Origin of the sequence: Mitsuaria chitosanitabida ATCC BAA-476 = NBRC 102408, assembly GCF_001598255.1 — a bacterium.
GTDB lineage: Bacteria > Pseudomonadota > Gammaproteobacteria > Burkholderiales > Burkholderiaceae_C > Roseateles > Roseateles chitosanitabidus.
In genome coordinates, this window is record NZ_BCYP01000037.1 from 1 (window position 1) to 25,151 (window position 25,151).

A 25,151-nucleotide genomic window follows, 5' to 3' on the forward strand; every position below is an offset into this window, starting at 1 on the left:
GTGGGAGAGGGCGGGGGGTGAGGGCCGTGGCACCCCGGAGCCTCAATCCGCCATCGCCTCCACCACCATCTGCACGCGCTGCTGGCCCTGGTACTCGTCCAGGCTGAGGCGATAGGCGAGGGTGACCTGCTCGGGCAGCTGTTCGGTCCGGCCGAACCAGATCGCGTCGCGCAGCATCGCGCCCTGGCGCAGGCGCAGCTTCAGATGGCGCTCGCCGACCAGTCGCTGATGCACCACCTGCACGCGGTCGCAGAACAGGGGCGCCTCGAAGGACTGGCCCCAGACCTGCGATTCCAGCTCCTGGACCGTTTCGGCGCAGAAGGCCTCGGGCGGCAACGGGCCGTCGGTGCGCAGCGTGCGGGTGAGGGCGGCCTCGTCCAGCCACTCGCGCGCGACCGCCTCGAAGGCTGCGGCGAACTGCTCGACGCCGCCCGGCGCCAGCGTGCATCCGGCCGCCATCGCATGCCCGCCGAACTTGCGCAGCAGGTCCGGATGGCGCTTGGAGATCAGGTCCAGCGCATCCCGCAGATGGAATCCGGCGATCGACCGCCCCGAGCCCTTGAGCTGCCCGTCCGCGCCCTCGGCGAAGACGAACACCGGCCGATGCAGCCGGTCCTTGATGCGTGAGGCGACGATCCCGACCACGCCCTCGTGGAAGTCGGCGTCGAAGATCGCCAACGCCGGCGGCGGCTCGCCGTTCAGACGCGGATCGGCCATCAGGCGTTCGAGCAGGGCCAGCGCCTGCTCCTGCATGCCGGCCTCGATCTCTCGGCGCTCCCGATTGATCCGGTCCAGTTCGCGACCGAGTTCCAGCGCCTGCGCCTCGTCCTCGGTCGTCAGGCAGGTGATGCCCAGCGTCATGTCGTCCAGGCGCCCGGCCGCGTTGATCCGCGGCCCCAGCGCGAAGCCCAGGTCGAAGCTGTTGGCCCGCGACGCGTCGCGACCCGCCGCGGTGAACAGCGCCTGCACGCCCGGTTGCATCCGTCCCGCGCGCATGCGGCGCACCCCCTGCGCGACCAGCCGGCGGTTGTTGGCGTCCAGCTTCACCACGTCCGCCACGGTGCCCAGCGCGACCAGGTCCAGCAGCGTCGCCAGGTTCGGCGGCGCCGCTTCCCCGAACGCGCCGCGGCGGCGCAGTTCCCCGCGCAGCACCGTCAGCACGTAGAACGCCACGCCCACGCCCGCGAGGCTCTTGCTCGGGAAGGGGCAGCCGGGCTGATTCGGATTCACCAGCGCGTCGGCGTCCGGGATGGTGGCCTCGCCGTCGGCGGTGACGGCGGGCAGGTGGTGGTCGGTCACCAGCACCTTCACGCCCAGCGCGCGCGCGAAGGCCACGCCCGCGTGGCTCGCGATGCCGTTGTCGACGGTGACCAGCAGCTTGGGCTCGTGCTTGATCGCGAGCTCCACGATGGTCGGCGTCAGGCCGTAGCCGTGCACCGCGCGGTCGGGGACGACGTAGCTGACGGTGCCGGGCTTGGCGCCCAGCAGCGCCAGGCCGCGCAGCATCACCGCGCAGGCGGTGGCGCCGTCGCAGTCGTAGTCGGCCACGATGCAGATGCGCTCGCCGGCGCCGATGGCGTCGGCCAGCAGCTCGCCGGCGCGGGCGATGCCCAGCAGGCCCAGCGGACCTTCCGGCGGCAGCAGGTGCTTCAGATCGGGATCGAGCTCGTCGCCGCTGGTCACGCCGCGAGCGGCGAACAGACGCGACAGCAGCGGCGAGAAGCCGGCCTGCTGCAGCGCGAAGGCGGGATCCGGCGGGACGTCGCGGACGAGGATGCGGGGGGCGGTGCTCACAGGACCTCCAGGGCGGCGGGGACCGAGGCGGTCGGGGGAGAGACGCGTTCCTTCAGGCGCTGCCAGGCGCCGGCCGGGCGACGCGCCCAGCTGCGGGCGAGGCGCTCGCCGCTGAGGGTCAGCGTGACGGGGCGGCCCTCCTGGACCGCGCGCAGCGCGAGCGCCACCGGGCCCTGGTCCAGCGCCTTCCAGGCCTCGCTCCAGCGGTACAGGTCACCGGTCATCTGCGCGTCGCGCAGACGGTCGTCGACGATCAGGTCGGCGGGCAGATCACCGCCGCGATCCCGGCCGCAGCCGCTGATCCACGCCGCGTTCAGCGGGCGCAGGCGGCGTGCCTCGCGGGCCTGGTTGAGCGGATGCTCGTGCAGGACCATCTGCATCTCGTGCAGCAGGGTGCGCAGGCGGCGGGCGCGCGGCATCCAGGTCTCGATGCCGCGGTGGAGGATGCGATCGGGGCTGGCGGCCTTGAGACCGTCGAGGTCGTCATGCGCGATCGCCCATTCGTTCGTCGACAGCCAGGCGGTGCGCCAGCCTTCGGCGCCGGGAAACACCGTCTGCGCGAGCATGTCGAGGAAGGCGCGGGATTCGGCGTCCTCCAGGTCCAGCGTGGACGGGTCCATCGCGGTCACGCCCTCCGTGCCGATGGCGAAGTGGACGGGCGTCAGCAGGGCCCAGGCGGCGTCGCCGGGCGGCTGGCCGGCGGCGCGCAGGCGCCAGGCGGCCAGGGGCGGGTGGTCATCGGAAACGCCACGCAGGCGCGCCAGGAAGAGCTCGTGGGGCGGGCAGGGCGCGTGCTCGTCGCCATCGCCCGCGTGGCCGCCGACGTCGGCGCCGGTCGGGGTCAGCAGCCCCAGCAGGCGGCCGAGGGCGGGCAGTTCCAGCTCGCGCAGGGCCGCCTCGAAATGGGGGTCCAGCGAGCCGGCGTGGGGAATCATCAGGTGCATGGGCGGGATTATCGACGGGGGCTCGTGGTGGGCGTCGACCCTCACCCCAGCCCTCTCCCGCGCAGCGGGAGAGGGGGCGAAGTCTCGGGGCTGGTCATCAAGCTTTCATCCGCGGCGCGCAACCTGTGGGGCCATGTTGACCGACACCCTCATGGCCGCCGCCATCTCCAACGATCCGCCTGTGGCCGAGGCGGAAGACGGCGGCTCGCTGCGCGTGCGGACGGTGTGGATCTCCGATCTGCACCTGGGCACGCCCGGCTGCCAGGCCAAGGCGCTGCTGGAGTTCCTCCGCGAGGTGGAGTGCGAGCAGCTCTTCCTGGTCGGGGACATCGTCGACGGCTGGCAGCTGCGCCGCAGCTGGTACTGGCCGCAAGCCCACAACGACGTCGTGCAGAAGCTGCTGCGCAAGGCGCGCAAGGGCTGCCGCGTCATCTACGTGCCCGGCAACCACGACGAATTCGCGCGCAAGTACCTGCAGCACAGCTTCGGCGGCATCGAGGTCGCGCACGAGTGGATCCACGAGACCGCCGACGGCCGCAAGCTCTGGGTCACCCATGGCGACCTCTTCGACGGCGTGATCCAGCACGCCAAGTGGCTGGCCTACCTGGGCGACAGCGCCTATGAGTTCACGCTCAAGCTGAACCGCCATCTCAACTCCCTGCGCGCGCGCCTGGGCCTGCCGTACTGGAGCCTGAGCAAGTACCTCAAGCTCAAGGTCAAGCGGGCGGTGTCCTTCATCGGCGAGTTCGAGGAAGCGCTGGCCCGCGAGGCCCGCAAGCGCGGCGTGCAGGGCGTGGTCTGCGGCCACATCCACCATGCGGAGCTGCGCGACATCGACGGCATCCTCTACGCCAACGACGGCGATTGGGTGGAGAGCCTGACCGCGCTGGTCGAGCACGCCGACGGCCACCTCGAGATCCTCGACTGGGCCGAACGCCAGCGCGTCCAGGCCGCCGACGCCCAGGCCGCCGTGGCCGCGGCGATGCGCGCGCCGGCCTGATCCGCGCATCGATCCCGAACGCGGCGGCGGTGCCGATCCGCGGCCGGGCGGCCTGCCGCCCGACGACCGTGAGGGCCATGGGCTGACGCGGTCCTCACGTCCTCTTGCAATGACCCGAATGGGGGTCATCGGCCTGTCATGACAGCTTCATAGAATGAGTTCATGACTTTGCTCGATGTCCAGCTGCTCAATCGCGAGAACGCGATCCTCGAGTTCAACCGCCGCGTCCTGGCCCAGGCCCAGCGCACCGATGTCCCCCTGCTGGAGCGTCTGCGCTACATCTGCATCGTGTCGAGCAACCTCGACGAATTCTTCGAGGTGCGCTTCGCCGACATGCTGGACGCCCAGCGCGACGGCAGCGGGCTGGTCACGCCCCGTGACGTCGAGCGCGTCGGCCGCGCGGCCCACGACCTGATCGACCTGCAGTACGGCATCTTCAACGACCAGGTGATGCCGGCGCTGAAGGAACACAACATCCAGATCCTGAACCACGCCGACCGCACCGACGAGATGCGCGCGTGGGTCGCGCGCTTCTTCGAGCGCGAGGTGCGGCCGCTGCTGGTGCCCGTGGGCCTGGACCCGGCCCACCCGTTCCCGCAGGTGGCCAACAAGTCGCTGCACTTCATCGCCCGCCTGTCCGGCAAGGACGCGCTGGGCCGCGACAACCGCATCGCCATCGTCAAGGTGCCGCGCGTGCTGCCGCGCGTGATCAAGGTGCCGGCGCAGATCAGCGGCGGCAAGCAGAGTTTCGTGCTGCTCACCAGCGTCATCCGCGCGCATCTGGAGGAGCTCTTCCCCGGACGGCATGTGGAGGCCTTCTCGCAGTTCCGCGTCACGCGGGATTCGGACCTGGAGGTCGACGAGGAGGAGATCGCCAACCTGCGGCACGCGCTGCGCTCGGGCCTGACCACGCGCCACTTCGGCCGCGCGGTGCGCCTGGAGGTGGTGAACACCTGCCCCGAGGAGCTGTCTCGCTTCCTGCTGGAACAATTCGATCTGCCGGAGGCGGCGCTGTACCGCGTCAACGGCCCGGTGAACCTGGTGCGCCTGAACGAGCTCATCGACCAGACCGACGCCGACGACCTGCGCTTCCAGCCCTATGAGCCGAGCTGGCCCAAGGGCCGGCTGCCGCGTGGCAAGTCCATCCTGGACAAGCTGCGCACCAAGGGCGACGTGATGCTGCATCACCCGTTCGAGAGCTTCGATCCGGTCGTGCAGATGCTGCGCGAGGCGGTCGAGGATCCGGACGTGCTGGCGATCAAGCAGACCATCTACCGGACCGGCAGCGAGTCGGTGCTGGCGGACCTGCTGATCGAGGCGGCGCGCCGCGGCAAGGAAGTGCTGGCCGTGGTGGAACTCAAGGCCCGCTTCGACGAGGAGGCCAACATCAACTGGGCCGAGCGTCTGGAGGCCGTCGGCGCGCAGGTGGTGTACGGCATCGTCGGGTTGAAGACGCATGCGAAGCTGCTGCTGGTCACGCGCCGCGAGGGCGGCAAGCTGCGCCGCTACGGGCATCTGTCGACGGGCAACTACAACCCGAAGACGGCGCGGTTCTACACCGACCTGGGCTATCTGACCGCGGATGCGGACCTGACGGCGGACATGGATCTGGTCTTCCGCCAGCTGGCGTCCTTGTCGAAGTTCAAGGCGCCGAAGAAGCTGCTGCTCGCGCCGTTCAACCTGCACAAGACCATGTGCGAACTGCTGGTGCAGGTGGAGGAGGCCGCCAGGCGCGGCGAGCCGGCGCGGGTGGTCGTGAAGATCAATGCGCTGACGGATGCGGAGCTGATCAACGGCCTGATCCGGGCGGGGCAGGCGGGCGCGAAGATCGATCTGATCGTGCGCGGCGCCTGCATGCTGCCGCCGGGACTGCCGGGCGTGACGGACAACATCCTGGTGCGGTCGGTCGTGGGGCGCTTCCTGGAGCACTCGCGGATCTTCTACTTCCGCTGGGGGCAGTCCGACGAGCAGGAGGCGCTGTATCTGTCGAGCGCGGACTGGATGAGCCGCAACATGCTGCGTCGCATCGAGGTCGCGTGGCCGATCAGCGATCCGAAGCTGCGCCAGCGCGTGATCGACGAGGGACTGACGCCGTACCTGCACGACACGCTGGACGCGTGGCAGCTGGGGCCGGATGGGACCTCGCAGCGGATCGGGAATGAATCGAAGCCCGATGCGATCAGCGCGCAGCAGGCGCTGATGAGGATGTATCGGGACGAGTGACGGGCGCCCGAAGACCCTCACCCCCACCCTCTCCCGCAAGCGGGAGAGGGAGTAACTCAGACCCGATGACTTCGACGGCCCCCTCTCCCGCTTGCGGGAGAGGGTTGGGGTGAGGGTCTTCGGGGGCCCTCGACCAGCCCTCAGTCGTTGAGCGCCAGCTGGATCCGTCCCAGCTTCGACCACGCGTCGAGTTCTTCCCGCAGCAGGAAGTGGGCCCGGGGATGTCCCTCGGCCCATCCCTTGCGAAGCTCGATGGTGACCTGGTCCCCATCCCGATGGAGCTTCATCGCCGAGGCGTCCACGGCCGAGCGCGCATGGCACTTGATCGCGGCCAGGCGCAGCGCGAGAAGCTGCCACACCACCGACTCGTCCTGCAGCTGTTCCTCGAGCTTGCGGAGCCCACCGCGCTGGCCGAGCGCCAGATCCCCGAGCCGACGCAGCTGGTTCTGCGAGAACCCGGGCGCGTCGACATGCGACAGCAGATACGCGCTGTGCCGGTGGTGGTCGTGGTGCGAGACCATCATCCCGATCTCATGCAGGGCCGCGGCCCAGCCGAGTTCCCGGCGGTGCTCCTCCTCGGCCTTCGGCGAGAGCTGCGCATGCAGTCGCTGCGCGATCTGCTGGACGCGGGTGGCCTGGTCCCGGTCGACGGAGAAGCGGCGCTGGAGCTCGGTCACCGACTGCTCGCGCATGTCGCGCGCGCCGCCGAGCAGCAGGGGATCGAGACGCTCCGCGAGATCGAAGATCACGCCCTGACGCAGCGCGCCCTTGGCCGGATAGAGCCGGTCGATGTCGAAGTGCGTGAGCAGCGTGTACAGGATGCAGAGCCCGCCGCCGACGACCGCGCGGCGATCGTCCTTCAGGCCGGCGAGCTTGAGGGTGTCCACGCGGCCGGCATCGAGGCAATGCTCGATGCACCAGCGCAGCCCGTCCAGCGTGATGCTGCCATCGGCGCTGACGCCGTTGGCGGCGAGGATCTGCGACACCGCGCCCACCGTGCCCGACGAGCCCAGCGCCTGGCGCCAGCGCGGCTGTGCCGTGTGACGCGCGAACTGGGTCATCGCTTCCTCGAGCTCCGCGCCCGCCGCGACCTGCGCCGCGCGGAAGGCCTCGGACGTGAAGCGGCCTTCGGGGAAGTAGCGCATCGACAGGCTCACGCTGCCGATCTGGAAGGACTCCGCCCGCAGCGGCTGCGGCCCGCGGCCCAGGATCATCTCGGTGGAGCGACCGCCGATGTCGATCACCAGCCGCGGATCCTCCGCCGTCTGCATGCGCGCCACGCCCGCGTAGATGAGACGGGCCTCCTCGCGGCCGGAGATCACCTCGATCGGATGTCCCAGCACCTCCTGCGCGCGCGCCAGGAAGGCGTTGCGGTTGCGCGCCTCGCGCAGCGTCTGCGTCGCCACCGCGCGCACCTGCCGCGTGGGCAGGTCGGCGAGCCGGTCGGCGAAGCGCTTCAGGCATTCCAGCCCGCGCTGCGCCGCCTCCTCGGTCAGCATGCTCTGCGCATCCAGCCCCGCGCCCAATCGGACCGTTTCCTTCAGATAGTCGATGCGCCGGTATTGACCGTGCTGCAGCTGGGCGATCTCGAGTCGGAAACTGTTGGAGCCCATGTCGATGGCGGCCAGGATCATGGGGGCGTGCGCTTGATTCATGGGGGCCGATTGTCGGTGCGTTTGAGCCTGCCCCGAGCCTCGAAAGGGTGTCATCTTGCTGTCATCCTGAGCGCGCGGGCGCCCCGCGAGGCCTGACCCTAGAATCGTCCGCGCCCGATCCGGAACCCACCCACAGGAGCCGCAGATGACGAAAGCCGACCTTTCGACCACGACCGCGCCCGAGGTCTCCACCCCGTCCGGCGCCGACGTCGCCGAAGCCATCCGTGCCGACATCGACAGCCTGGCCCCGGGCCGCGGCTTCAGCCGGCGCGCCTTCGTCGGCACCGCGGTCGGGAGCGGCTTCGCCGCGGCCGTCATGCCGGTGACCGCGCAGACCATCACCACCGATGCCCAGGGCCTGGACGCGGGACCGGTGAGCATCACGTCCGGCGATTTCAAGGTGCCGGCCTACGTCGCCCAACCGGCCGGCAAGAAGCATGCGCCGGTGGTCCTGGTGATCAGCGAGATCTTCGGCGTCCACGAGCACATCGCCGACGTGGCCCGGCGCTTCGCCAAGCTGGGCTACCTGGCCATCGCGCCGGATCTGTTCGCGCGGCAGGGCGACGCCAAGTCCATCAGCGACATCGCCAAGCTGCAGGCCGAGATCATCAGCAAGACGCCCGATGCGCAGGTCATGGCCGACCTGGACGCGACCGTCGCCTGGGCGAAGGCCCATGGCGGGAATACCGCCAAGCTGGCGATCACCGGCTTCTGCTGGGGCGGCCGCATCGTGTGGCTGTACTCGGCGCACAGCCAGGCGGTGAAGGCCGGCGTGGCCTGGTACGGGCGCCTGCAGGGGCAGAGCAACGCGATGACGCCCCGGCATCCGATCGACGTCGTCGGGCAGCTGCACGCACCGGTGCTGGGCTTGTACGGCGGCCAGGACGGGGGGATTCCGGTCGCCAGCGTCGCGGCGATGCAGGAGGCGCTCAAGACCGGCAGCGCGGCGGCCAGGGCCAGCGAGTTCGTGGTCTATCCGGAGGTGGGGCACGCGTTCCACGCGGACTATCGGCCCAGCTATCGGCCCGAGGCGGCGAAGGACGGCTGGGCGCGCTGCCAGGCCTGGTTCAAGCAGCACGGGGTCTGAGCGGGCAACGCACCCTCACCCCACCCCCTCTCCCGCCTTGCGGGCGAGGGGACAGAGAGCGTCTTTGGGGGAGTGGTCCGTCAATCGCCCATCGGTAGCCCCCCGTGGGGCGTCCTCCCAGGGGGAGGGGGCTTGACGACTCTGAGACAATTTTGAGGTCACCCATCCGGCGCACCCCTTGCGGTGCGCCTTTTTCATCCATGACCCTGACCTACATCCTGCTGGTGACCTTTGCCGGCGGCCTCGCCTCCGTGTCGATCGCGGCGATGCTGACCGTCGGCCTGCTGAGCCGGATCGTCAAGCACCTGGTGAGCCTGTCCACCGGCGTCCTGCTGTCGACCGCGCTGCTGCACGTGCTGCCCGAGGCCTTCGAGAGCGGCGCCGATCCGCACCACCTGTTCCTGGCCCTGCTGGCCGGGCTGATGTTCTTCTTCCTGCTGGAGAAGGCGGAGCTCTACCGCCACACCCATCATCACGAGGGCGACGGGCATCACCATCACCACCACTTCGACCGCGAGCAGGCGGGCCGGGGCGGGCTGTCGGTGCTGGTGGGGGATTCGATCCACAACTTCTGCGACGGCATCATCATCGCCGCCGCCTTCCTGGCCGATCACCACCTCGGATGGGTGACCGCGATGGCCATCATCGCCCACGAGATCCCCCAGGAGGTCGGCGACTACATCGTGCTGCTGAACGCCGGCTTCTCGCGCGGCAAGGCGCTGTTCTTCAACGCGGTGTCGGGCATGGCCGCGGTGGTGGGCGGCATCGTCGGCTACTTCATCGTGGGGCCGTGGCAGGACCTCTTCCCCTTCCTGCTCGTGGCCGCGTCGAGCAGCTTCGTCTACGTCTCGGTGGCCGACCTGATCCCGCAGCTGCAGCGCCGGCTGCCGTGGAAGGACACCGTGCTCCAGCTGCTGTGGCTGGGCGTGGGCATCGGCTTCGTGCTGCTGGTCATCGGCGGCAAGCACGTGCACTGACGCGCCCGTCTCGGGCATGCGACGGAGGCGCCCCGCGGGGCGCCTCGTCGTTTCCGGCGCCGGTCGCCGGTCGCCTCAGTGCGACGACGCGGCCTGGTCGCCGTGCACCACCAGCACCGGGAAGGCGCAGTGCGTCAGCACCTTCTGCGTCTCGCTGCCCAGCAGCAGCGCCTGCAGTCCGCGCCGGCCGTGCGTGGCCATGACCAGCAGGTCGGCCTCGACGCGCTTGGCGTGCTCGATGATGGCCTCCCAGGCGTGCAGCGCCTCGACGCTGTGGGCCTGGATCTCAAGCCCCTGCGCGCGCGCCTTGGTCAGCACCTGCGCCAGGCGTTCCTGGGCGATGCGCTCCTGCGCGTCGAAGAACTCCTGCGGCGGGGTCGGCTGCATCTCCGACACGGCGCTGTAGGGGAAGGGCTCCTTGACGCTGATGGCGAACAGCTTCGCGTTGTGGAACTTCGCGAGCTGGATCGCCGTGTCGACCGCCTTGGCGGTGATGTCGGAGCCGTCGGTGGGAATCAGGATGCGCTGGAACATGGCGAGCCTCCTTTGCGGACGATGGTCGCTGGGTGGACCTGATGCCCCGGGCGATCATCGTGCCTGGGGTCAGGGCTTGCCGTCGCAGTCTGACCTCGTCATGGTGCTCCCGCCATGCGCAAAGTCAATACGGAGCCGCCGCCGGCCGGCGGCGGGGCGCCCGTCGTCCGCCTTTCGCCTCGGTCTTCGGCCTCAGCCCTTGGCCAGCGGATTGCGCGGGTTGGCGCTCCACTCGCTCCAGGAACCGGCGTAGAGCCGGCTGCCGGTCAGCCCGGCGTGGTGCATGGCCAGCAGGTTGTGGCAGGCGGTCACGCCCGAGCCGCACTGGTGCACCGTCTCGCCGGGCGGCTGGGCGCCCAGGATGAGCGCGAACTCCTCGCGCAGCGCGGCGGGCGACTTGAAGCGGCCGTCGGTCAGGTTGTCCTTGAAGAATCGGTGGGTCGCGCCCGGAATGTGGCCGGCCTGGGTGTCCAGCGGTTCCACCTCGCCGCGAAAGCGTTCGCCGGCGCGGGCGTCGATGAGGCGCACGCGGCCCAGGCGGGCGAGCAGGTCGGGGGCGCTGAGCGGCTCCTCGAGCGGCGCGGCGGGCTGGAAGCCGGCCTCGGGCGCGGCCGTCGCGGTGGGGATCGCGGTCGACACGGCGCCGCCGGCCTGCTGCCAGGCGGCGAAGCCCCCGTCCAGCACCGCGACCGCGTCATGTCCCAGCCAGCGCAGCATCCACCAGACGCGCGCGCCGTACATGCCGTCGGCGGCATCGTAGGCGACGACCTGGCGGCCCGGCGTCATGCCCAGCGCCCGCAGTCGGGCGGCGAAGGCCTCGCGCTCGGGCAGCGGATGGCGGCCGCGGAAGGCGCCGAAAGCGTCCTGCTTCGCGCCGCTGAGGTCGTGGTCCAGGTGGAGATAGCGGGCGCCGGGCAGATGGCCGGCGGCGTAGGCGCGCTCGCCGGCGCCGGTGTCGGCCAGATCGAAACGGACGTCGACGATCAAGGGCGCGCTCGCCGCATCGGCGGTCGACGCCATCAGCGCCTGGAGGGCGGCCACGGAGATCAGTCCGTCATGACGCGCGGCGTGGGCCGAGGCGTTCCCGTTCATCGCTGGGCTCCCTTCAAGATTCGCTGACCGAGTGCTGGGCGTCCTTGGGCGTGGCCTTGGCGCGGAGCAGGGTCGCGCCCAGTCCCGCGACCACGATCAGCGCGATGCCGATCCAGGAAGCCAACCCCAGCAGGTCGCCGAAGATCACGACACCATACAGCGCCGAGAAGACGATGCCCAGGTATTGCAGCGAGGCGTTCACCAGCGGCTTGCCGGTGCCGTAGGCGCGGGTCATGAGCAGCTGCGCCGTGGTGGCCAGCACGCCGACCGCCAGCAGCAGCAGCGCGCCCTGCCAGGTGTGGGCGTGCCAGCCGCCGTGCGTCGCGACCGTGGTCAGCGCGCCGGCGAGCACGCCGCCCATCGAGAAGTAGAAGACGATGCGGTACTCGGGCTCGCCCACGCGGCCCAGCGAGGTCACCTGCAGGTAGGCCATCGCCGAGAGCATCCCCGAGGCCAGGCCCGCGATCGCGTGCCAGACCTGCTGCTCCTCCATCGCCGGCTGCAGCACCAGGCCCACGCCAAGGAAGCCCAGCAGCACGGTCACGACCAGCCGTGGATCGACCCGGGCCGCGCCCATCAGCACGGCGCCGCCGATCAGGAACAGCGCCATCCAGACCGAGGACATGTAGTTGAGCGTCATCGCCGTGGCCAACGGCAGCTTGCTGATGGCGAAGAACCACAGCGACAGCGCGATCACGCCCGACAGGCTGCGCCAGAAGTGCATGGCCGGGACCGAGGTCTTGAGCGACAGTCCCCGCGAGCGCGCCATCAGGAACAGGAACGTGGTTCCCACCAGGCCGCGGTACATGACGATCTCGCCGGCGCCGTAGTAGGCCGAGGCCAACTTGACGCAGACGCCCATGGTGGCGAACAGCAGTGTCGCCAACACCATCAGAAGGGGTGCAGACATGGCGCGGATTCTCGCGCCGATCCCTCGTCGCGCCTGTTGCGCGGAGCCGCAAAAGCGAACGCCCCGCGAGAGCGGGGCGTTGTGCGCACCCGGCGGGCGGAACCGCCGGAGCGAGTCGAGCGCCGATGGGCTCGGCGCGAAGCGCGCGTCAGCGCTTCATCAGGCCGCGGTACCACTCGTGGAAGTGCTTCATGCCGTCCTCCATCGGGGTCTGGTACGGGCCGACCTCGTTGTCGCCGCGCTCCATCAGGGCCTTGCGGCCGGCGTCCATGCGCAGGGCGATCTCGTCGTCCTCGATGCAGGTCTCCATGTAGGCCGCCTGCTGCGCCTCGACGAACTCCCGCTCGAACGCCACGATTTCCTCGGGGTAGTAGAACTCGACGATGTTGGTCGTCTTCTGCGGGCCCTTGGGGAACAGCGTCGACACCACCAGCACGTTGGGGTACCACTCCACCATGATGTTGGGGTAGTAGGTCAGCCAGATCGCGCCCTGGTCCGGGGTCTCGCCACCGGAGAAGCCCAGCACCTGCTCGTGCCACTTGCGATAGATCTCGGAGCCGGGCTTGGCCAGGTCCTTGTTCACGCCGACGGTCTGCACCGAGTAGTCGCGGCCGAACTCCCACGCCAGGTCGTCGCAGGTGACGAACTGCCCCAGTCCGGGGTGGAAGGGGCCGACGTGGTAGTCCTCCAGATAGACCTCGATGAAGGTCTTCCAGTTGTAGTCGCACTCGTGGACGTGGACCTTGTCGAGCTGGTAGCCGCTGAAGTCCAGCGTGCCGCGCGGGCCGAGCTTGGACAGGTCGCCCGCGATGTCGCGGCCGTTGTCCTCGAACAGCAGGCCGTTCCACTCGCGGATCTTGTAGCGGTTCAGGTGCAGGCAGGGGTCCTGCTTGAAGTGCGGCGCGCCGACGAGCTCGCCCTTCAGGTCGTAGGTCCAGCGGTGCAGCGGGCAGACGATGTTGCTCTGCGTGTTGCCGCGGCCGCGCAGCATCACCGCCTGGCGGTGGCGGCAGACGTTGGAGATCAGTTCGAGACCCTGCGCGCTGCGCACGATCGCGCGACCTTCGCCTTCCTGGGGGAGGGCGTAGTAGTCGCCGACCTCGGGCACGGCGAGCGCGTGGCCGAGGTAGCGGGGGCCGTGCTGGAAGATCAGTTCCTGTTCGCGGCGGAACAGATCCTCGTCGAAGTAGCTAGTGACTGGCAGCTGAAGGTGGCTGGGGGCCGTGCTGCGTTCAAGAGGGCTGAGAGGGATGCTCAGGTCGGACATGATCCAAGAGGGTCTCCAAGAAACCAATGTCAACCGTCGCCGGCCGCCCCCCAGATGGGCGGGCCGGCATGTAGGACGGGCCCTTTTAGGGCATGGGTGCGTGCAGGGGAACCGGTGATTGTACCCGGTCGGTCCTTGCCGGGACCTTGCGATGCCTTCCCCGAGGAGGTAACACCGGCTGACGGTTGTGGCGCTCGGTTCACATCCCCCGACGGTCGGACGGCGGCCGGGCGAATCCCGGTGCTTACAATCGGCCTTTTCGCGTTTTGAAATGAGCAAGCCTTCCGCCAGCGCCAAGACGGCGCCCAACCAGCCCCCGGAGGGGTCGGAGCCCGCCAGTTATGAACTGGCGGTGGAGGAGTTGGAACGCCTGGTGCAAGCCATGGAGGCCGGACAGCTGCCGCTGGACCAGCTCCTGGCCAGCTACCAGCGGGGGGCGGCGTTGCTCAAGTTCTGCCGTGCGAGGCTGCAGGCCGTCGAACAACAAGTACAGGTCATCGAAGACAGCGGCGCACAGGCTTGGGGAGAAGAGTAATTGGATGCTGGTGTGTTCGATCGTTGGGTGAAGCAGTCCCTGGCGGACGTCGAGCGGTCCCTGGAAACCTGGGTGCCCGAAGGGGCGCCCGCGGGCCTGGGGGAAGCGATGCGATATGCGGTGCTGGGCGCCGGCAAGCGGCTGCGGCCGCTGCTGGTCCTGGCGGCCGCCGAGGCCGTGGGGGGCAACCGCGAGGCCGCGATGCGCTCCGCCTGCGCGGTGGAGCTGATCCACGCCTATTCGCTGGCCCATGACGACATGCCCTGCATGGACAACGACGTGCTGCGCCGAGGCAAGCCGACGCTGCACGTGCAGTACGGCGAGGCCCAGGCGATGCTGGCCGGTGACGCGATGCAGGCCCTGGCCTTCGACGTGCTGACCCCGGACACCGGTGTCGAGCCCACGTTGCAGGCCCAGCTGTGCAAGCTGCTGGCGCGCGCCAGCGGCTACGACGGCATGGCCGGCGGCCAGGCGATCGACCTGGCCAGCATCGGCAAGCCGCTGGACGAGTCGCAACTGCGCGACATGCACCGCCGCAAGACCGGCGTGCTGCTGCAGGCCAGCGTGCTGATGGGCGCGGCCTGCGGCACGATCTCCGACACGGCGCGCGACGCGCTGAGCCGCTACGGCGCCGCCATCGGCCTGGCCTTCCAGGTCGTCGACGACATCCTGGACGTCACGCAGGATTCGGACGTGCTGGGCAAGACCGCCGGCAAGGACCAGGACAACAACAAGCCGACCTACGTCAGCGTGCTGGGCCTGGAGCCCGCCCGCGCGTACGCGCTGCGGCTGCGCGACGAGGCCCATCAGGCGCTGGCCGACAGCGGCCTGGCCGACACCGCCTGGCTGAGCCTGCTGGCCGACAAGGTCGTCGAGCGCGACAACTGAAACGGGGACCCGGTTCATGAGCGACAACCAACATTCGTCGGCGCCGCAGGCCCCGGCCTCCCAGGCGCTGCTCGGCACGATCGACGGCCCGGCGGACCTGCGCCGCCTGTCCCGCAGCCAACTGCCCCAACTCGCGGACGAGCTCCGCGCGCACGTGTTGAACAGCGTGTCCAAGACGGGCGGCCACCTGTCGTCCAACCTGGGCACGGTGGAGCTGACGATCGCGCTGCACTACGTCTACGACACGCCGCGCGACCGGCTGGTGTGGGACGTGGGTCACCAGACCTATCCGCACAAGATCCTGACCGGCCGCCGCGACCAGATGGCCACGCTGCGCCAGCAGGGCGGCATCTCGGGCTTCCCGCGCCGGGACGAGAGCGAGTACGACACCTTCGGCACCGCCCACTCGAGCACCTCCATCTCCGCCGCGCACGGCATGGCGATGGCGGCGCGCCTGAAGGGCGAGTCGCGCCGCGCGGTCGCCATCATCGGCGATGGCGCGATGACGGCCGGCATGGCCTTCGAGGCGCTGAACAACGCCGGCGTCGCGCATGGCGGCCTGCTGGGCGACGTGCTCGTCATCCTGAACGACAACGACATGTCGATCAGCCCGCCCGTGGGCGCGCTGAACAAGTACTTCACCCGCCTGATGAGCGGCAAGTTCTACGCGGCTGCCCGCGAGGGCGCGAAGTCGGTGCTCAAGCACACGCCGCTGTACGAGTTCGCCCGCCGGTTCGAGGAGCACACCAAGGGCATGTTCGTGCCCGGGACCATCTTCGAGGAATTCGGCTTCAACTACGTCGGTCCGATCGACGGCCATGACCTGGACGCGCTGATCCCGACGCTGGAGAACCTGCGCGACAAGAAGGGCCCGCAGTTCCTGCATGTCGTGACGCGCAAGGGCCAGGGCTACAAGCTGGCCGAGGCCGACCCGGTGAAGTACCACGGTCCGACCCCGTTCAACCCGGCCGAAGGCATCAAGCCGTCGACCACGCCGGCCAAGAAGACCTTCACGCAGGTGTTCGGCGACTGGCTGTGCGACATGGCCGAGGCCGATCCGACCCTGGTCGCGATCACCCCCGCGATGCGCGAGGGCTCGGGCATGGTGGAGTTCCACAAGCGCTTCCCGACCCGCTACTACGACGTGGGCATCGCCGAGCAGCACGCGGTGACCTTTGCCGGCGGCATGGCCTGCGAGGGCATGCGGCCGGTGGTGGCGATCTATTCGACCTTCCTGCAGCGCGGCTACGACCAACTGGTCCACGACGTGGCGCTGCAGAACCTCCCCGTGCTCTTCGCGCTGGACCGCGCGGGCCTGGTCGGCGCCGACGGCGCGACGCACGCCGGCAACTACGACATCGCCTTCACGCGCTGCATCCCGAACATGAGCGTGCTGACCCCGGCGGACGAGAACGAGTGCCGCCAGGCGCTCTACACCGGCCATCTGCACGACGGCCCGGTGACGGTCCGCTACCCGCGCGGCGCGGGCGTGGGCGCCGAGATCCAGAAGGAGATGACCGCCATCGCCTGGGGCAAGGGCGAGATCCGCCGGACCTCGTCGCTGACGCAGGGCCGCGGCACGCCGAGGATCGCCATCCTGGCTTTCGGCACGCTGCTCTACCCGGCACTGAAGGCGGCCGAGGCCCTGGACGCGAGCGTGGCCAACATGCGCTTCGTGAAGCCGCTGGACACGGCGCTGGTCGCCGAGCTGGCGCGCACCCACGACGTGCTGGTCACGATCGAGGACGGCTGCATCATGGGCGGTGCGGGCAGTGCCGTCATGGAGTCGCTGCAGGCGCAAGGCCTGGCCCTGCCGGTGCTGCAGCTGGGCCTGCCCGACGAGTACGTCGAGCACGGCGAACCCGGCAAGCTGATGGCGCAATGCGGCCTGGACGCCGCGGGCATCGAGCAATCGATCCGTGAGCGCTTCCTGACGCCCGTGGCGCCGGTGCTGCGCTCGGTCGCCAACAGCTGACCCGGCGGCCCGATCGCGGCACGCGATCGAGCCTCAACGGCGCTGGCCTCGCGGTCAGCGCCGTTTTGCTTTGGCGACGCGCGGATCGGCGGCTTCGCCGGACATTCCCGGGAAGACGGCGCCAGGCGCGGGCCCGGGGGCGGCAGCCGGTGTGAACGCGGGCCGCGGACGATCCTCGGTGCGGGCGTTCTGCTCGGCCAGCGCGGGCGCGAGCGCCCGTCGCAGCGCCGCGACGAAGTCCTCCGTCAGCGCGTGGGCGGGGCGGTTCAGCGGTCGCAGCGCCTGGATGCGGAAGGGCACCGACACCGAGAACGGCCGCACGTGCAGCGCGGGTCCGGCGCAGGCCCGGGCAGTGAGCGGGTTCACCAGCGCGATGCCCAGCCCGTGCTGCACGAGCGCGCAGACGGCGATCGCGCTGTGCGTTTCCAGTTGCTCGCGCCGCCGCACGCCGGCGGCCGCGAAGATCGCGTCGAACTGGCGTCGGTAGGGGTCGTCCGCCGCGAGCCCCACGAAGCGCTCGTCCGCGAAATCGGCGGGCGTCAGCACCTGGCGCTCCAGCAGCCGGTGACCGGCGGGAAGCACGCAGACCTCGTCCAGCTCCGCCAGCGTCTCGCCCTGCGTGCCCGGGACGGCGGCGCTGACCTCGCTCAGACCCAGGTCGAATCGCTGCGCGGCCATCCATTCCTCCAGCAGCGGTGACTCCTGCGGCGTCAGCGTCAGCTGCGCCTGCGGATGGGCGGCGAGCCAGTCGGCGCTCGCCGCTGGCAGCAGCGCGTGCGCGAGCGCGGGCAGCGTGAGCACCCGCAGGCGTTCGTCCTCGGCTCGGCCCAGCGCCTGGGCCCGCGCGACGACCTGATCCAGGCCTTGATAGGCACGCTGGACCTCGTCGAACAGCGCCAGCGCGCGCGCCGTCGGGCGGACACGGCCCGGCGTGCGCTCGAACAGCGCGTAGCCGAGCAGCATCTCCATCCGCGCCAGCTCCCGGCTCACCGTCGGCTGCGAGGTGAACAGCAACTGCGCCGCCCCGGTCACGCTGCCGGCGGTCATCACCGCTCGGAAGATCTCGATGTGGCGATGGGTGATCGGCAGCGCTGGCGCCGACGGCGGTGCCGAGGGAGGGGGCAGGGGCCGTGAGGGGACGTTGGCGGACATGCGCGGCAGCATAGCAGTGCATATCCACAATGAATTCGCCACGGAAAACAAAGCATTTGATTGAATGAGGAGGGGCGGCGATGCTCTCGTCATTCCGGGATCGGTCATCTCCTTGATCGCCCTCCCTGTCCTCTATCGTTTCCCTCACCGCCAGGACCGACGGCCATGCCCCAAGCGCTCACCCCCGCCCGCGAACGACAACTCCAGGCACTTGCCGCCCAGCACGGCACGCCGCTCTGGGTCTACGACGCGGCCGTGATCCGCGAGCGCGCCGCGTCGCTGAAGGGCTTCGACACCGTCCGCTTCGCGCAGAAGGCCTGCTCCAACACGCACATCCTCAAGCTCATGCGCGAGCAGGGGGTGAAGGTGGACTCGGTCTCCCGCGGTGAGCTGCTGCGCGCCATCGCGGCCGGCTACACCGTCGGACGCGGCGCCGACGCGGTCCATTCGGACATCGTGTTCACCGCCGACCTGCTGGATCGCGAGACGCTCAAGACGGTGGTCGACCTGGGCGTGCCGGTGAACGCCGGCTCCATCGACATGCTGGAGCAACTGGGCGAGGTCTCGCCCGGCCACCCGGTGTGGCTGCGCCTGAATCCCGGTTTCGGCCACGGCCACAGCAACAAGACCAACACCGGTGGCGAACACAGCAAGCACGGCATCTGGCACGAGCAGCTGGGCGACGCGCTCGAGGTCATCGCCCGCCGCGGGCTGACGCTGATTGGCCTGCACATGCACATCGGCTCGGGTGTCGACTACGGCCATCTGGCGCAGGTCTGCGGCGCGATGGTCGAGCTGGTCCGCGTCGTCCAGGCACGCGGGCAGGATCTGCTGGCGATCTCGGCGGGCGGCGGCCTGTCGATCCCCTACCGGGACGGCGATGCGCCTATCGACGTCGCCCACTATTTCAGCCTGTGGGACGCGGCGCGCCAGGAAGCCGAGACCGTCGTCGGACACAAGCTGGAACTCGAACTGGAGCCGGGGCGCTATCTGGTCGCCGAGTCCGGCGTGCTGCTGGCGGAGGTGCGCGCGGTGAAGCGCCAGGGCGGTCGGCACTTCCTGCTGGTCGACGCCGGCTTCAACGAGCTGATGCGGCCGGCCATGTACGGCAGCTTCCATGCGATGGACCTGATCGCCGCCGACGGCCAGCGCCGCGCCCCGCGAGCCACCGTGGTGGCCGGACCGCTGTGCGAGTCGGGCGACGTGTTCACACAAGGCGATGGCGGTGTCGTGCAGACGCGCGAACTGCCGGAAGCCCAGGTCGGCGACCTGCTGGTCATCCATGACACCGGCGCCTACGGCGCCTCCATGTCCAGCAACTACAACAGCCGCCCGCTGATCGCCGAAGTGCTGGTCGACGGCGAGCAGTCCCGCCTGATCCGCCGTCGGCAGACGGTCGAGGAGCTGCTGGCGCTCGAGGCTTGATGGCGGGCCTGCTGGCCTGATCGCCGGAGGGGCGACGCCCGAGCGGCTCGGAGTCCCCCCATGAATGGCCCACCGACCGTGGGCCATTCGCGTTTCCGGGCGCCGGATTTGCCATCGCCCAGCGGGCATGGGCCGCCTGAAAAACCTTCAGACGATCGACCGCGCAACTGCCATTCGCACAAGGCCCATTTGATCGACGTTGACTATCAAATAAATGTCACTCAATAGTCTGGATCAATAGGCAATGGCAATAAGCCTCATTGGGGAATTCAACCCCGCCCCAGAGAGGCGGCCCCTATGATCCAACCCATCCCATCAACCCTCACTGCGAGAGAAGAGCAATGTCCCTGATCAACACCCAAGTCCAGCCCTTCAAGACCGAAGCCTTCCACAACGGCAAGTTCATCACCGTCACCGAAGAATCGCTCAAGGGCAAGTGGTCCGTGCTGATCTTCATGCCGGCCGCCTTCACCTTCAACTGCCCGACCGAAGTCGAAGACGCCGCCGACAGCTACGCCGAGTTCCAGAAGCTGGGCACCGAGGTCTACATCGTCACGACCGACACGCACTTCTCGCACAAGGTGTGGCACGAGACCTCGCCGGCCGTCGGCAAGGCCAAGTTCCCCCTGGTCGGCGACCCGACCCACACCCTGACCAACGCCTTCGGCGTGCACATCCCTGAAGAAGGCCTGGCGCTGCGCGGCACCTTCGTGATCAACCCGGACGGCGTCATCAAGACCGCTGAAATCCACTCGAACGAGATCGCCCGTGACGTGTCGGAGACCCTGCGCAAGCTGAAGGCCGCCCAGTACACCGCCGCTCACCCGGGTCAAGTCTGCCCGGCCAAGTGGAAGGAAGGCGAGAAGACCATCGCCCCGTCGCTGGACCTGGTCGGCAAGATCTGAGGATCAGCCAACCGCTGGAGCGGGCGGCCGGCAACGGCCGCCGCTCCGGACCGGTGAATCGGATGAGGACGACCCTCAACCCCTCACTGCAAACGCGCTGCTCGTGGACCGCACCGGTCCGCGGGTGGGCGCTCGGCCGCCCCTGCTCGAACATGACGGATCGACACGATCCAGGGAGGCCGGTTCTCGAAGTCGCTTGAAGCAATAGAAGCAATCGAAAGGAAGCAACGATGTTGGACGACAACCTGAAGGCGCAGCTCAAGGCCTACCTGGAGCGGGTCACGCTTCCCTTCGAGATCGAAGCTTCCCTGAGCGACTCCGAGAGCTCCGCGGAGCTCAAGCAGCTCCTGCAGGACATCGCCGCGATGTCCGACAAGATCACGCTGAGCCTGGACGGCAACGATGCGCGCAAGCCCTCGTTCAGCCTCAAGCGCACGGGCTCCGAGCAGAGCCTGCGTTTTGCCGGCATCCCGCTGGGCCACGAGTTCACCTCGCTGGTGCTGGCGCTGCTGTGGACCGGCGGCCATCCTCCGAAGACGGAGCAGGCGACGATTGACCAGATCAAGGGCCTGGACGGCGATTACCTCTTCGAGGTCTACATGAGCCTGTCCTGCCACAACTGCCCGGACGTGGTGCAGGCGCTGTCGCTGATGTCGGTGCTGAACCCGCGCGTCAAGACGGTGATCGTGGACGGCGCGCTGTTCCAGGACGAGGTCAATGCCCGCGAGATCATGGCCGTGCCCACGATCTACCTGAACGGCCAGGAATTCGGCTCGGGCCGCATGACGGTCGAGGAGATCGCGGCCAAACTGGACACGAACGCGGCGGCCAAGGACGCGGCCAAGCTGTCGGCCAAGGAGCCCTATGACGTGCTGGTGGTCGGCGGCGGCCCGGCCGGCGCGGCGGCCGCGGTGTATGCGGCGCGCAAGGGCATCCGCACGGGTGTCGCGGCCGAGCGTTTCGGCGGTCAGGTCAATGACACGCTGGCGATCGAGAACTACATCTCGGTGCTGTCGACCGACGGCCCGAAGTTCTCGATGGCGCTGGAGTCGCACGTCAAGGATTACGGCGTGGACGTCATGAACCTGCAGCGCGCGGACAAGCTGATTCCGGCGACGACGCCCGGCGGGCTGGTGGAGATCCAGCTGGCCAACGGCGGCGTGCTCAAGAGCAAGACGGTGATCCTGTCGACCGGCGCGCGCTGGCGCAATGTCAACGTGCCGGGCGAGCAGGAATACAAGAACAAGGGCGTGGCCTACTGCCCGCACTGCGACGGTCCGCTGTTCAAGGGCAAGCGCGTGGCGGTGATCGGCGGCGGCAACTCCGGCGTCGAGGCGGCGATCGACCTGGCCGGGTTGGTGGCGCATGTGACGCTGATCGAGTTCGGTGATCAGCTGCGCGCGGACGCGGTGCTGGTGAGGAAGCTGGAGAGCCTGGCCAACGTGACCATCGTGAAGTCGGCGCAGACGACCGAGTTCACTGGCGCGGGAGGCAAGCTCAACGGGCTGAACTACACGGATCGCGTGAGCGGCGAGGCCAAGCGGATCGAGCTGGAAGGGGTGTTCGTGCAGATCGGTCTGGTGCCCAACACCGAGTGGCTGCGCGGCACGCTGGAACTGTCCAAGCACGGCGAGATCATCGTCGATGCGAAGGGGCAGACCTCGCTGCCGGGCGTGTTCGCCGCGGGGGACGCGACGACGGTGCCTTACAAGCAGATCATCATCGCCGCCGGCGATGGGGCGAAGGCGGCGCTGAGCGCGTTCGATCACCTGATCCGGAATTGATGCTCGGCTTGAGCTGATCCTGAGACAACGCCCCGTGAGGGGCGTTGTCGTTTGGGCTCTGGCAGCTGAAGACCCTCTCCCCAGCCCTCTCCCGCAAGCGGGAGAGGGGGCACGCTTGCCCTCCCGCTGAAGCAGGAGAGGGGGCATTCAGCGCGGTGCTGGTTCACTCCCTCGCCCGCGGGGCGGGAGAGGGCAGGGGAGAGGGTGGGAGCGTTGCAGTGCGCTAGAGCTCGAAGCCGGCGAGGGCGCACGGCGGGGGTGATCCCCTCGCCCCCGGAGGGGGAGAGGGCTAGGGTGAGGGGGAGCGGGCTGCCCGCCGACCGCGCCACAAGCTCTCTGCGCTGTACACGATCAACGCCGACCAGATCAGCACGAAGCCCATCAAGCGCGCCCCCGCCAGCGGCTCGTGATACAGCCAGACGCCGAGCAGGAACTGGATCGTCGGCGACAGGTATTGCACCAGCCCCAGCGTCGTCAACGTGATGCGCCGCGCGCCCGCCGCGAAGAGCAGCAGCGGCACCGCCGTCAGCGGTCCGGCCATCAACAGCAGGCCGACTTGCGACGCGTCACCTTGCGCGAGCGCGCTCGTCCCCTGAGCGGTCCACCAGACCAGCGCGGCCACGGCGAACGGCGACAGGATCAGCGTCTCCAGTGTCAGCCCTTCGAGCGCCCCCAGATGGGCGGTCTTGCGCATCAGCCCGTAGAACCCGAAGCTCAGCGCCAGCACCAGCGCGATCCACGGCAAGCGTCCGGCGGTGACCGTCAGCCAGATCACGCCCGCCGCCGCCAGGCCGATGGCCAGCCACTGCACCGGCCGCAGCCGTTCCCGCAGGAAGACGAAGCCCAGCATCACGTTGACCAGCGGGTTGATGAAGTAGCCCAGGCTGGCCTCGACCACATGGCCGTGCTGCACGGCCCAGACGTAGACCAGCCAGTTGCTTGACAGCAGCAGCGCGGACAGCGTGCAGGTCGCCAGCAGCTTGGGCGAGCGCAGCACCGGGCCCAGCCAGGCCCAGCGCCGCAGCACCGCGAGCACGATCGCCACGAAGACCAGCGACCACACGGTCCGATGCGCGATGACCTCCAGCGCGTCGACGCCGGACAGCCGCTTGAAGTAGAGCGGGAACAGGCCCCACGCGATGTAGGCCAGCGCGGCGAACAGCATGCCGATGCGGGTGTGGGCGGCGTGGTCGGCCGCGATGTCCGCCGAGGCGGCGACGTCGACCGGGGCGGGCGTGGCGGCCGGGCTGGCGGGAGAGCGGGCGGCGGCCCGGGTGTCTTGAGTCATGGGTCTGTCGGGGGGGCGCGGACGACGCGGGGTCCGCGATTCTGCCCAAGCGTTCTTGCCCTTGCTGTCGCCCGGTCGTCGGCGCAGGATGCGGCCTCATGGCCACCGTCGAATTCACCTCCCAACTGCACCGCTACGTCGACACGCCCCGGCTCGACTGCGCGTCCGCGACCCTGGGCGAGGCGCTCGCCGTCGCCTTCGACAGCAACCCGCGCCTGCGCGGCTACATCCTGGACGACCAGGGACACCTGCGCACCCATGTGACCGTGTTCATCGACGGCCACAAGGCGCGGGACCGCGAGCGGCTCAGCGATCCGCTGACCTCGGCGTCCAAGGTCTACGTGCTGCAGGCGCTGTCGGGCGGCTGAAGATCTCCGGCGACCTCGGCGATGCCCTGACGCCCTCGATGTCCCGGGCGTTCACCGGCCCCCGGATGGCGCCCGATCAGCGTCGCCGGTCGCGCCCCCTGATGTCGAAATCCTGATCCGTCGAACGTCGATCCCTTGTCGGCCTCTGCATGTCCGCCGCCGATTTCCCGCATCCCCGCCTGGTCTTGCCAGGCCTCGCCAAGGAGACACCGATGACCGCCACCGCCTGGGTCGCCACCCGCAAGGGCCTGTTCGAGCTGCACGAGGACGCGCAGGGCGCCTGGACCATCGCCCGCCACAGCTTCGTCGGCGATCCGGTCAGCATGGTGCTGCCGCCACCGGGCGGTGGCGGACGGATGTTCGCCGCGCTGAATCTCGGTCACTTCGGCTGCAAGCTGCAGGCCTCGGAGGACGGTGGCGCCACCTGGCGCGAGCTCGCCCCGCCCAGCTTCCCGCCCCAGCCCGAGGGCGCCGAGGGACCGGCCTGGAAGCTGCAGCAGATCTGGTCCCTGGAGCGCGGCGGCGACGGCCGGCTCTGGGCGGGGACCATCCCCGGCGCGCTCTTCGTCAGCGACGACGACGGCGACTCCTGGCAGCTGGTGGACGCGCTCTGGCACCGTAGCGAGCGCCTGGGCTGGTTCGGCGGCGGCTACGACGCCCCGGGCATCCATTCGGTAAACGTCGATCCGCGCGATCCGAAGCGGGTGCTGCTGGGCATCTCCTGCGGCGGCGCCTGGCGCAGCGAGGACGGCGGCGCGAGCTGGCGCATCAGCGCCAAGGGCATGCGAGCCGACTTCATGCCGCCCGAACAGGCCGGCGAGGAGAACACCCAGGACCCGCATCGCATCGTCGCCTCCGAGGCCGATCCCGACGTGCTCTGGTGCCAGCACCACAACGGCGTCTGGCGGTCGGTGGACGGTGGCGCGAACTGGACCGAGATCAAGCCGCCGCTGTCCGGCTTCGGCTTCGCGGTGGCGGCGCATGCCGGCGATCCCGACACGGCCTGGTTCGTCCCGGGCATCAAGGACGAGAAGCGCCTGCCGGTCGGCGGCGCGCTGGTGGTGAACCGGACCCGCGATGGCGGGCGGACCTTCGAGACCCTGCGCGCGGGCCTGCCGCAATCGCACTGCTACGACCTGGTCTACCGGCATGGGCTGGCCGCGCATGCCGACGGCCGGCGGCTGCTGATGGGCAGCACGACCGGCAACCTCTGGTCGACCGCCGACGCGGGCGACCAGTGGCGCCTCGTGTCCGCCAACCTGCCGCCGATCTACGCGCTGCGATTCGGCTGAACGGCGGGCCGGGCCACCCCGCCCGGCCGGGAGGATCCTGGCTCCTGGCTCCTGGC

Annotated in this window: 21 protein-coding genes; 12 read left to right on the forward strand and 9 right to left on the reverse strand. The window is 69.6% G+C overall.

What is annotated here, in order from left to right:
- Nucleotides 1-42: 42 nt before the first annotated feature.
- Both recJ and MCHT01_RS22410 read right to left on the reverse strand, forming a co-directional pair.
- A complete protein-coding gene (recJ, locus tag MCHT01_RS22405) occupies nt 43-1,794 on the reverse strand; it encodes a single-stranded-DNA-specific exonuclease RecJ (protein WP_067069028.1) in 1,752 nt (583 codons plus the stop codon).
- A complete protein-coding gene (locus MCHT01_RS22410; RefSeq protein WP_067069031.1) occupies nt 1,791-2,738 on the reverse strand; it encodes a hypothetical protein in 948 nt (315 codons plus the stop codon). The genes recJ and MCHT01_RS22410 overlap by 4 nt, the downstream gene beginning before the upstream one ends.
- Nucleotides 2,739-2,871: 133 nt before the next feature.
- On the opposite strand from MCHT01_RS22410, the gene MCHT01_RS22415 reads away from it, so the two are divergent.
- Both MCHT01_RS22415 and ppk1 read left to right on the forward strand, forming a co-directional pair.
- Entirely contained in the window at nt 2,872-3,738 is an 867-nt protein-coding gene (locus MCHT01_RS22415; protein ID WP_148661676.1) for a UDP-2,3-diacylglucosamine diphosphatase, read from the forward strand.
- 162 nt (nt 3,739-3,900) lie between these two features.
- Complete coding sequence (gene ppk1, locus MCHT01_RS22420; protein ID WP_067069033.1) at nt 3,901-5,961, forward strand: polyphosphate kinase 1; 2,061 nt, start codon at nt 3,901-3,903, stop codon at nt 5,959-5,961.
- A 140-nt stretch (nt 5,962-6,101) separates the two neighbouring features.
- Here the strand turns inward: ppk1 and MCHT01_RS22425 are convergent, their stop codons facing one another.
- Nucleotides 6,102-7,616 carry a Ppx/GppA phosphatase family protein gene (locus tag MCHT01_RS22425; RefSeq protein WP_067069036.1) on the reverse strand — a complete coding sequence of 505 codons (1,515 nt, stop codon included), beginning with the start codon at nt 7,614-7,616 and terminating at the stop codon, nt 6,102-6,104.
- 145 nt (nt 7,617-7,761) lie between these two features.
- Here MCHT01_RS22425 and MCHT01_RS22430 point away from each other — a divergent pair, with 145 nt between their 5' ends.
- Both MCHT01_RS22430 and MCHT01_RS22435 read left to right on the forward strand, forming a co-directional pair.
- The gene (locus tag MCHT01_RS22430) at nt 7,762-8,703 is read left to right on the forward strand and encodes a dienelactone hydrolase family protein (protein WP_084453234.1); all 942 of its coding nucleotides are present in this window, start codon (nt 7,762-7,764) and stop codon (nt 8,701-8,703) included.
- 200 nt (nt 8,704-8,903) lie between these two features.
- Nucleotides 8,904-9,680 (forward strand): ZIP family metal transporter, encoded by a 777-nt coding sequence (locus MCHT01_RS22435; protein ID WP_067069038.1) that lies wholly within the window; start codon nt 8,904-8,906, stop codon nt 9,678-9,680.
- 75 nt (nt 9,681-9,755) lie between these two features.
- Here MCHT01_RS22435 and MCHT01_RS22440 read toward each other — a convergent pair whose 3' ends face one another.
- From MCHT01_RS22440 to MCHT01_RS22455, 4 genes are all read right to left on the reverse strand, one after another.
- Entirely contained in the window at nt 9,756-10,214 is a 459-nt protein-coding gene (locus tag MCHT01_RS22440; RefSeq protein WP_067069041.1) for a universal stress protein, read from the reverse strand.
- Between the two features lie 192 nt (nt 10,215-10,406).
- Nucleotides 10,407-11,306: a sulfurtransferase gene (locus MCHT01_RS22445; RefSeq protein WP_084453235.1), complete on the reverse strand. Its 900-nt coding sequence runs from the start codon at nt 11,304-11,306 to the stop codon at nt 10,407-10,409.
- 13 nt (nt 11,307-11,319) lie between these two features.
- A complete protein-coding gene (locus MCHT01_RS22450; protein ID WP_067069044.1) occupies nt 11,320-12,216 on the reverse strand; it encodes a DMT family transporter in 897 nt (298 codons plus the stop codon).
- A gap of 148 nt (nt 12,217-12,364) precedes the next feature.
- A complete protein-coding gene (locus tag MCHT01_RS22455; RefSeq protein WP_067069048.1) occupies nt 12,365-13,483 on the reverse strand; it encodes an aromatic ring-hydroxylating oxygenase subunit alpha in 1,119 nt (372 codons plus the stop codon).
- A 271-nt stretch (nt 13,484-13,754) separates the two neighbouring features.
- Between MCHT01_RS22455 and xseB the strand changes: the two genes are divergently transcribed.
- Genes xseB through dxs form a run of 3 tightly spaced genes read left to right on the forward strand, consistent with a single transcriptional unit; the run spans nt 13,755 to nt 16,881 of the window.
- Complete coding sequence (gene xseB / locus MCHT01_RS22460; RefSeq protein WP_067069050.1) at nt 13,755-14,018, forward strand: exodeoxyribonuclease VII small subunit; 264 nt, start codon at nt 13,755-13,757, stop codon at nt 14,016-14,018.
- Between the two features lie 27 nt (nt 14,019-14,045).
- A complete protein-coding gene (locus tag MCHT01_RS22465; protein WP_420541818.1) occupies nt 14,046-14,906 on the forward strand; it encodes a polyprenyl synthetase family protein in 861 nt (286 codons plus the stop codon).
- A 16-nt stretch (nt 14,907-14,922) separates the two neighbouring features.
- The gene (gene dxs, locus MCHT01_RS22470; protein WP_067069056.1) at nt 14,923-16,881 is read left to right on the forward strand and encodes a 1-deoxy-D-xylulose-5-phosphate synthase; all 1,959 of its coding nucleotides are present in this window, start codon (nt 14,923-14,925) and stop codon (nt 16,879-16,881) included.
- 54 nt (nt 16,882-16,935) lie between these two features.
- On the opposite strand, the gene MCHT01_RS22475 is transcribed toward dxs, so the two are convergent.
- Nucleotides 16,936-18,033: a LysR family transcriptional regulator gene (locus MCHT01_RS22475; RefSeq protein WP_084453242.1), complete on the reverse strand. Its 1,098-nt coding sequence runs from the start codon at nt 18,031-18,033 to the stop codon at nt 16,936-16,938.
- Nucleotides 18,034-18,198: 165 nt separating this feature from the next.
- Here MCHT01_RS22475 and lysA point away from each other — a divergent pair, with 165 nt between their 5' ends.
- The 3 genes from lysA (at nt 18,199) to ahpF (ending at nt 22,147) form a co-directional block, all read left to right on the forward strand.
- Nucleotides 18,199-19,458 carry a diaminopimelate decarboxylase gene (gene lysA, locus MCHT01_RS22480; RefSeq protein ID WP_067069058.1) on the forward strand — a complete coding sequence of 420 codons (1,260 nt, stop codon included), beginning with the start codon at nt 18,199-18,201 and terminating at the stop codon, nt 19,456-19,458.
- A 341-nt stretch (nt 19,459-19,799) separates the two neighbouring features.
- A complete protein-coding gene (gene ahpC / locus MCHT01_RS22485; RefSeq protein ID WP_067069061.1) occupies nt 19,800-20,363 on the forward strand; it encodes an alkyl hydroperoxide reductase subunit C in 564 nt (187 codons plus the stop codon).
- A gap of 230 nt (nt 20,364-20,593) precedes the next feature.
- On the forward strand, nt 20,594-22,147 hold the full coding sequence (gene ahpF, locus MCHT01_RS22490) for an alkyl hydroperoxide reductase subunit F (RefSeq protein ID WP_067069064.1): 1,554 nt from the start codon (nt 20,594-20,596) through the stop codon (nt 22,145-22,147).
- A 289-nt stretch (nt 22,148-22,436) separates the two neighbouring features.
- On the opposite strand, the gene rarD is transcribed toward ahpF, so the two are convergent.
- Entirely contained in the window at nt 22,437-23,312 is an 876-nt protein-coding gene (gene rarD / locus MCHT01_RS22495) for an EamA family transporter RarD (RefSeq protein ID WP_067069127.1), read from the reverse strand.
- Between the two features lie 221 nt (nt 23,313-23,533).
- Here rarD and MCHT01_RS22500 point away from each other — a divergent pair, with 221 nt between their 5' ends.
- On the forward strand, nt 23,534-23,803 hold the full coding sequence (locus MCHT01_RS22500) for a ubiquitin family protein (RefSeq protein WP_067069067.1): 270 nt from the start codon (nt 23,534-23,536) through the stop codon (nt 23,801-23,803).
- A gap of 212 nt (nt 23,804-24,015) precedes the next feature.
- Nucleotides 24,016-25,095 (forward strand): WD40/YVTN/BNR-like repeat-containing protein, encoded by a 1,080-nt coding sequence (locus MCHT01_RS22505; RefSeq protein WP_067069069.1) that lies wholly within the window; start codon nt 24,016-24,018, stop codon nt 25,093-25,095.
- Nucleotides 25,096-25,151 lie beyond the last annotated feature (56 nt).

Bases quoted from the DNA above. Each gene is read 5' to 3' on its own strand.
- MCHT01_RS22445 (WP_084453235.1), bottom strand. From the start codon at position 11,306: ATGAACGGGAACGCCTCGGCCCACGCCGCGCGTCATGACGGACTGATC.
- MCHT01_RS22450 (WP_067069044.1), bottom strand. From the start codon at position 12,216: ATGTCTGCACCCCTTCTGATGGTGTTGGCGACACTGCTGTTCGCCACC.
- MCHT01_RS22505 (WP_067069069.1), top strand. From the start codon at position 24,016: ATGACCGCCACCGCCTGGGTCGCCACCCGCAAGGGCCTGTTCGAGCTG.
- MCHT01_RS22410 (WP_067069031.1), bottom strand. From the start codon at position 2,738: ATGCACCTGATGATTCCCCACGCCGGCTCGCTGGACCCCCATTTCGAG.
- MCHT01_RS22455 (WP_067069048.1), bottom strand. From the start codon at position 13,483: ATGTCCGACCTGAGCATCCCTCTCAGCCCTCTTGAACGCAGCACGGCC.
- ppk1 (WP_067069033.1), top strand. From the start codon at position 3,901: ATGACTTTGCTCGATGTCCAGCTGCTCAATCGCGAGAACGCGATCCTC.
- rarD (WP_067069127.1), bottom strand. From the start codon at position 23,312: ATGCTGTTCGCCGCGCTGGCCTACATCGCGTGGGGCCTGTTCCCGCTC.
- MCHT01_RS22500 (WP_067069067.1), top strand. From the start codon at position 23,534: ATGGCCACCGTCGAATTCACCTCCCAACTGCACCGCTACGTCGACACG.
- MCHT01_RS22415 (WP_148661676.1), top strand. From the start codon at position 2,872: ATGTTGACCGACACCCTCATGGCCGCCGCCATCTCCAACGATCCGCCT.
- dxs (WP_067069056.1), top strand. From the start codon at position 14,923: ATGAGCGACAACCAACATTCGTCGGCGCCGCAGGCCCCGGCCTCCCAG.
- xseB (WP_067069050.1), top strand. From the start codon at position 13,755: ATGAGCAAGCCTTCCGCCAGCGCCAAGACGGCGCCCAACCAGCCCCCG.
- MCHT01_RS22435 (WP_067069038.1), top strand. From the start codon at position 8,904: ATGACCCTGACCTACATCCTGCTGGTGACCTTTGCCGGCGGCCTCGCC.
- MCHT01_RS22430 (WP_084453234.1), top strand. From the start codon at position 7,762: ATGACGAAAGCCGACCTTTCGACCACGACCGCGCCCGAGGTCTCCACC.
- lysA (WP_067069058.1), top strand. From the start codon at position 18,199: ATGCCCCAAGCGCTCACCCCCGCCCGCGAACGACAACTCCAGGCACTT.
- ahpC (WP_067069061.1), top strand. From the start codon at position 19,800: ATGTCCCTGATCAACACCCAAGTCCAGCCCTTCAAGACCGAAGCCTTC.
- MCHT01_RS22440 (WP_067069041.1), bottom strand. From the start codon at position 10,214: ATGTTCCAGCGCATCCTGATTCCCACCGACGGCTCCGACATCACCGCC.
- MCHT01_RS22425 (WP_067069036.1), bottom strand. From the start codon at position 7,616: ATGAATCAAGCGCACGCCCCCATGATCCTGGCCGCCATCGACATGGGC.
- ahpF (WP_067069064.1), top strand. From the start codon at position 20,594: ATGTTGGACGACAACCTGAAGGCGCAGCTCAAGGCCTACCTGGAGCGG.
- MCHT01_RS22475 (WP_084453242.1), bottom strand. From the start codon at position 18,033: ATGTCCGCCAACGTCCCCTCACGGCCCCTGCCCCCTCCCTCGGCACCG.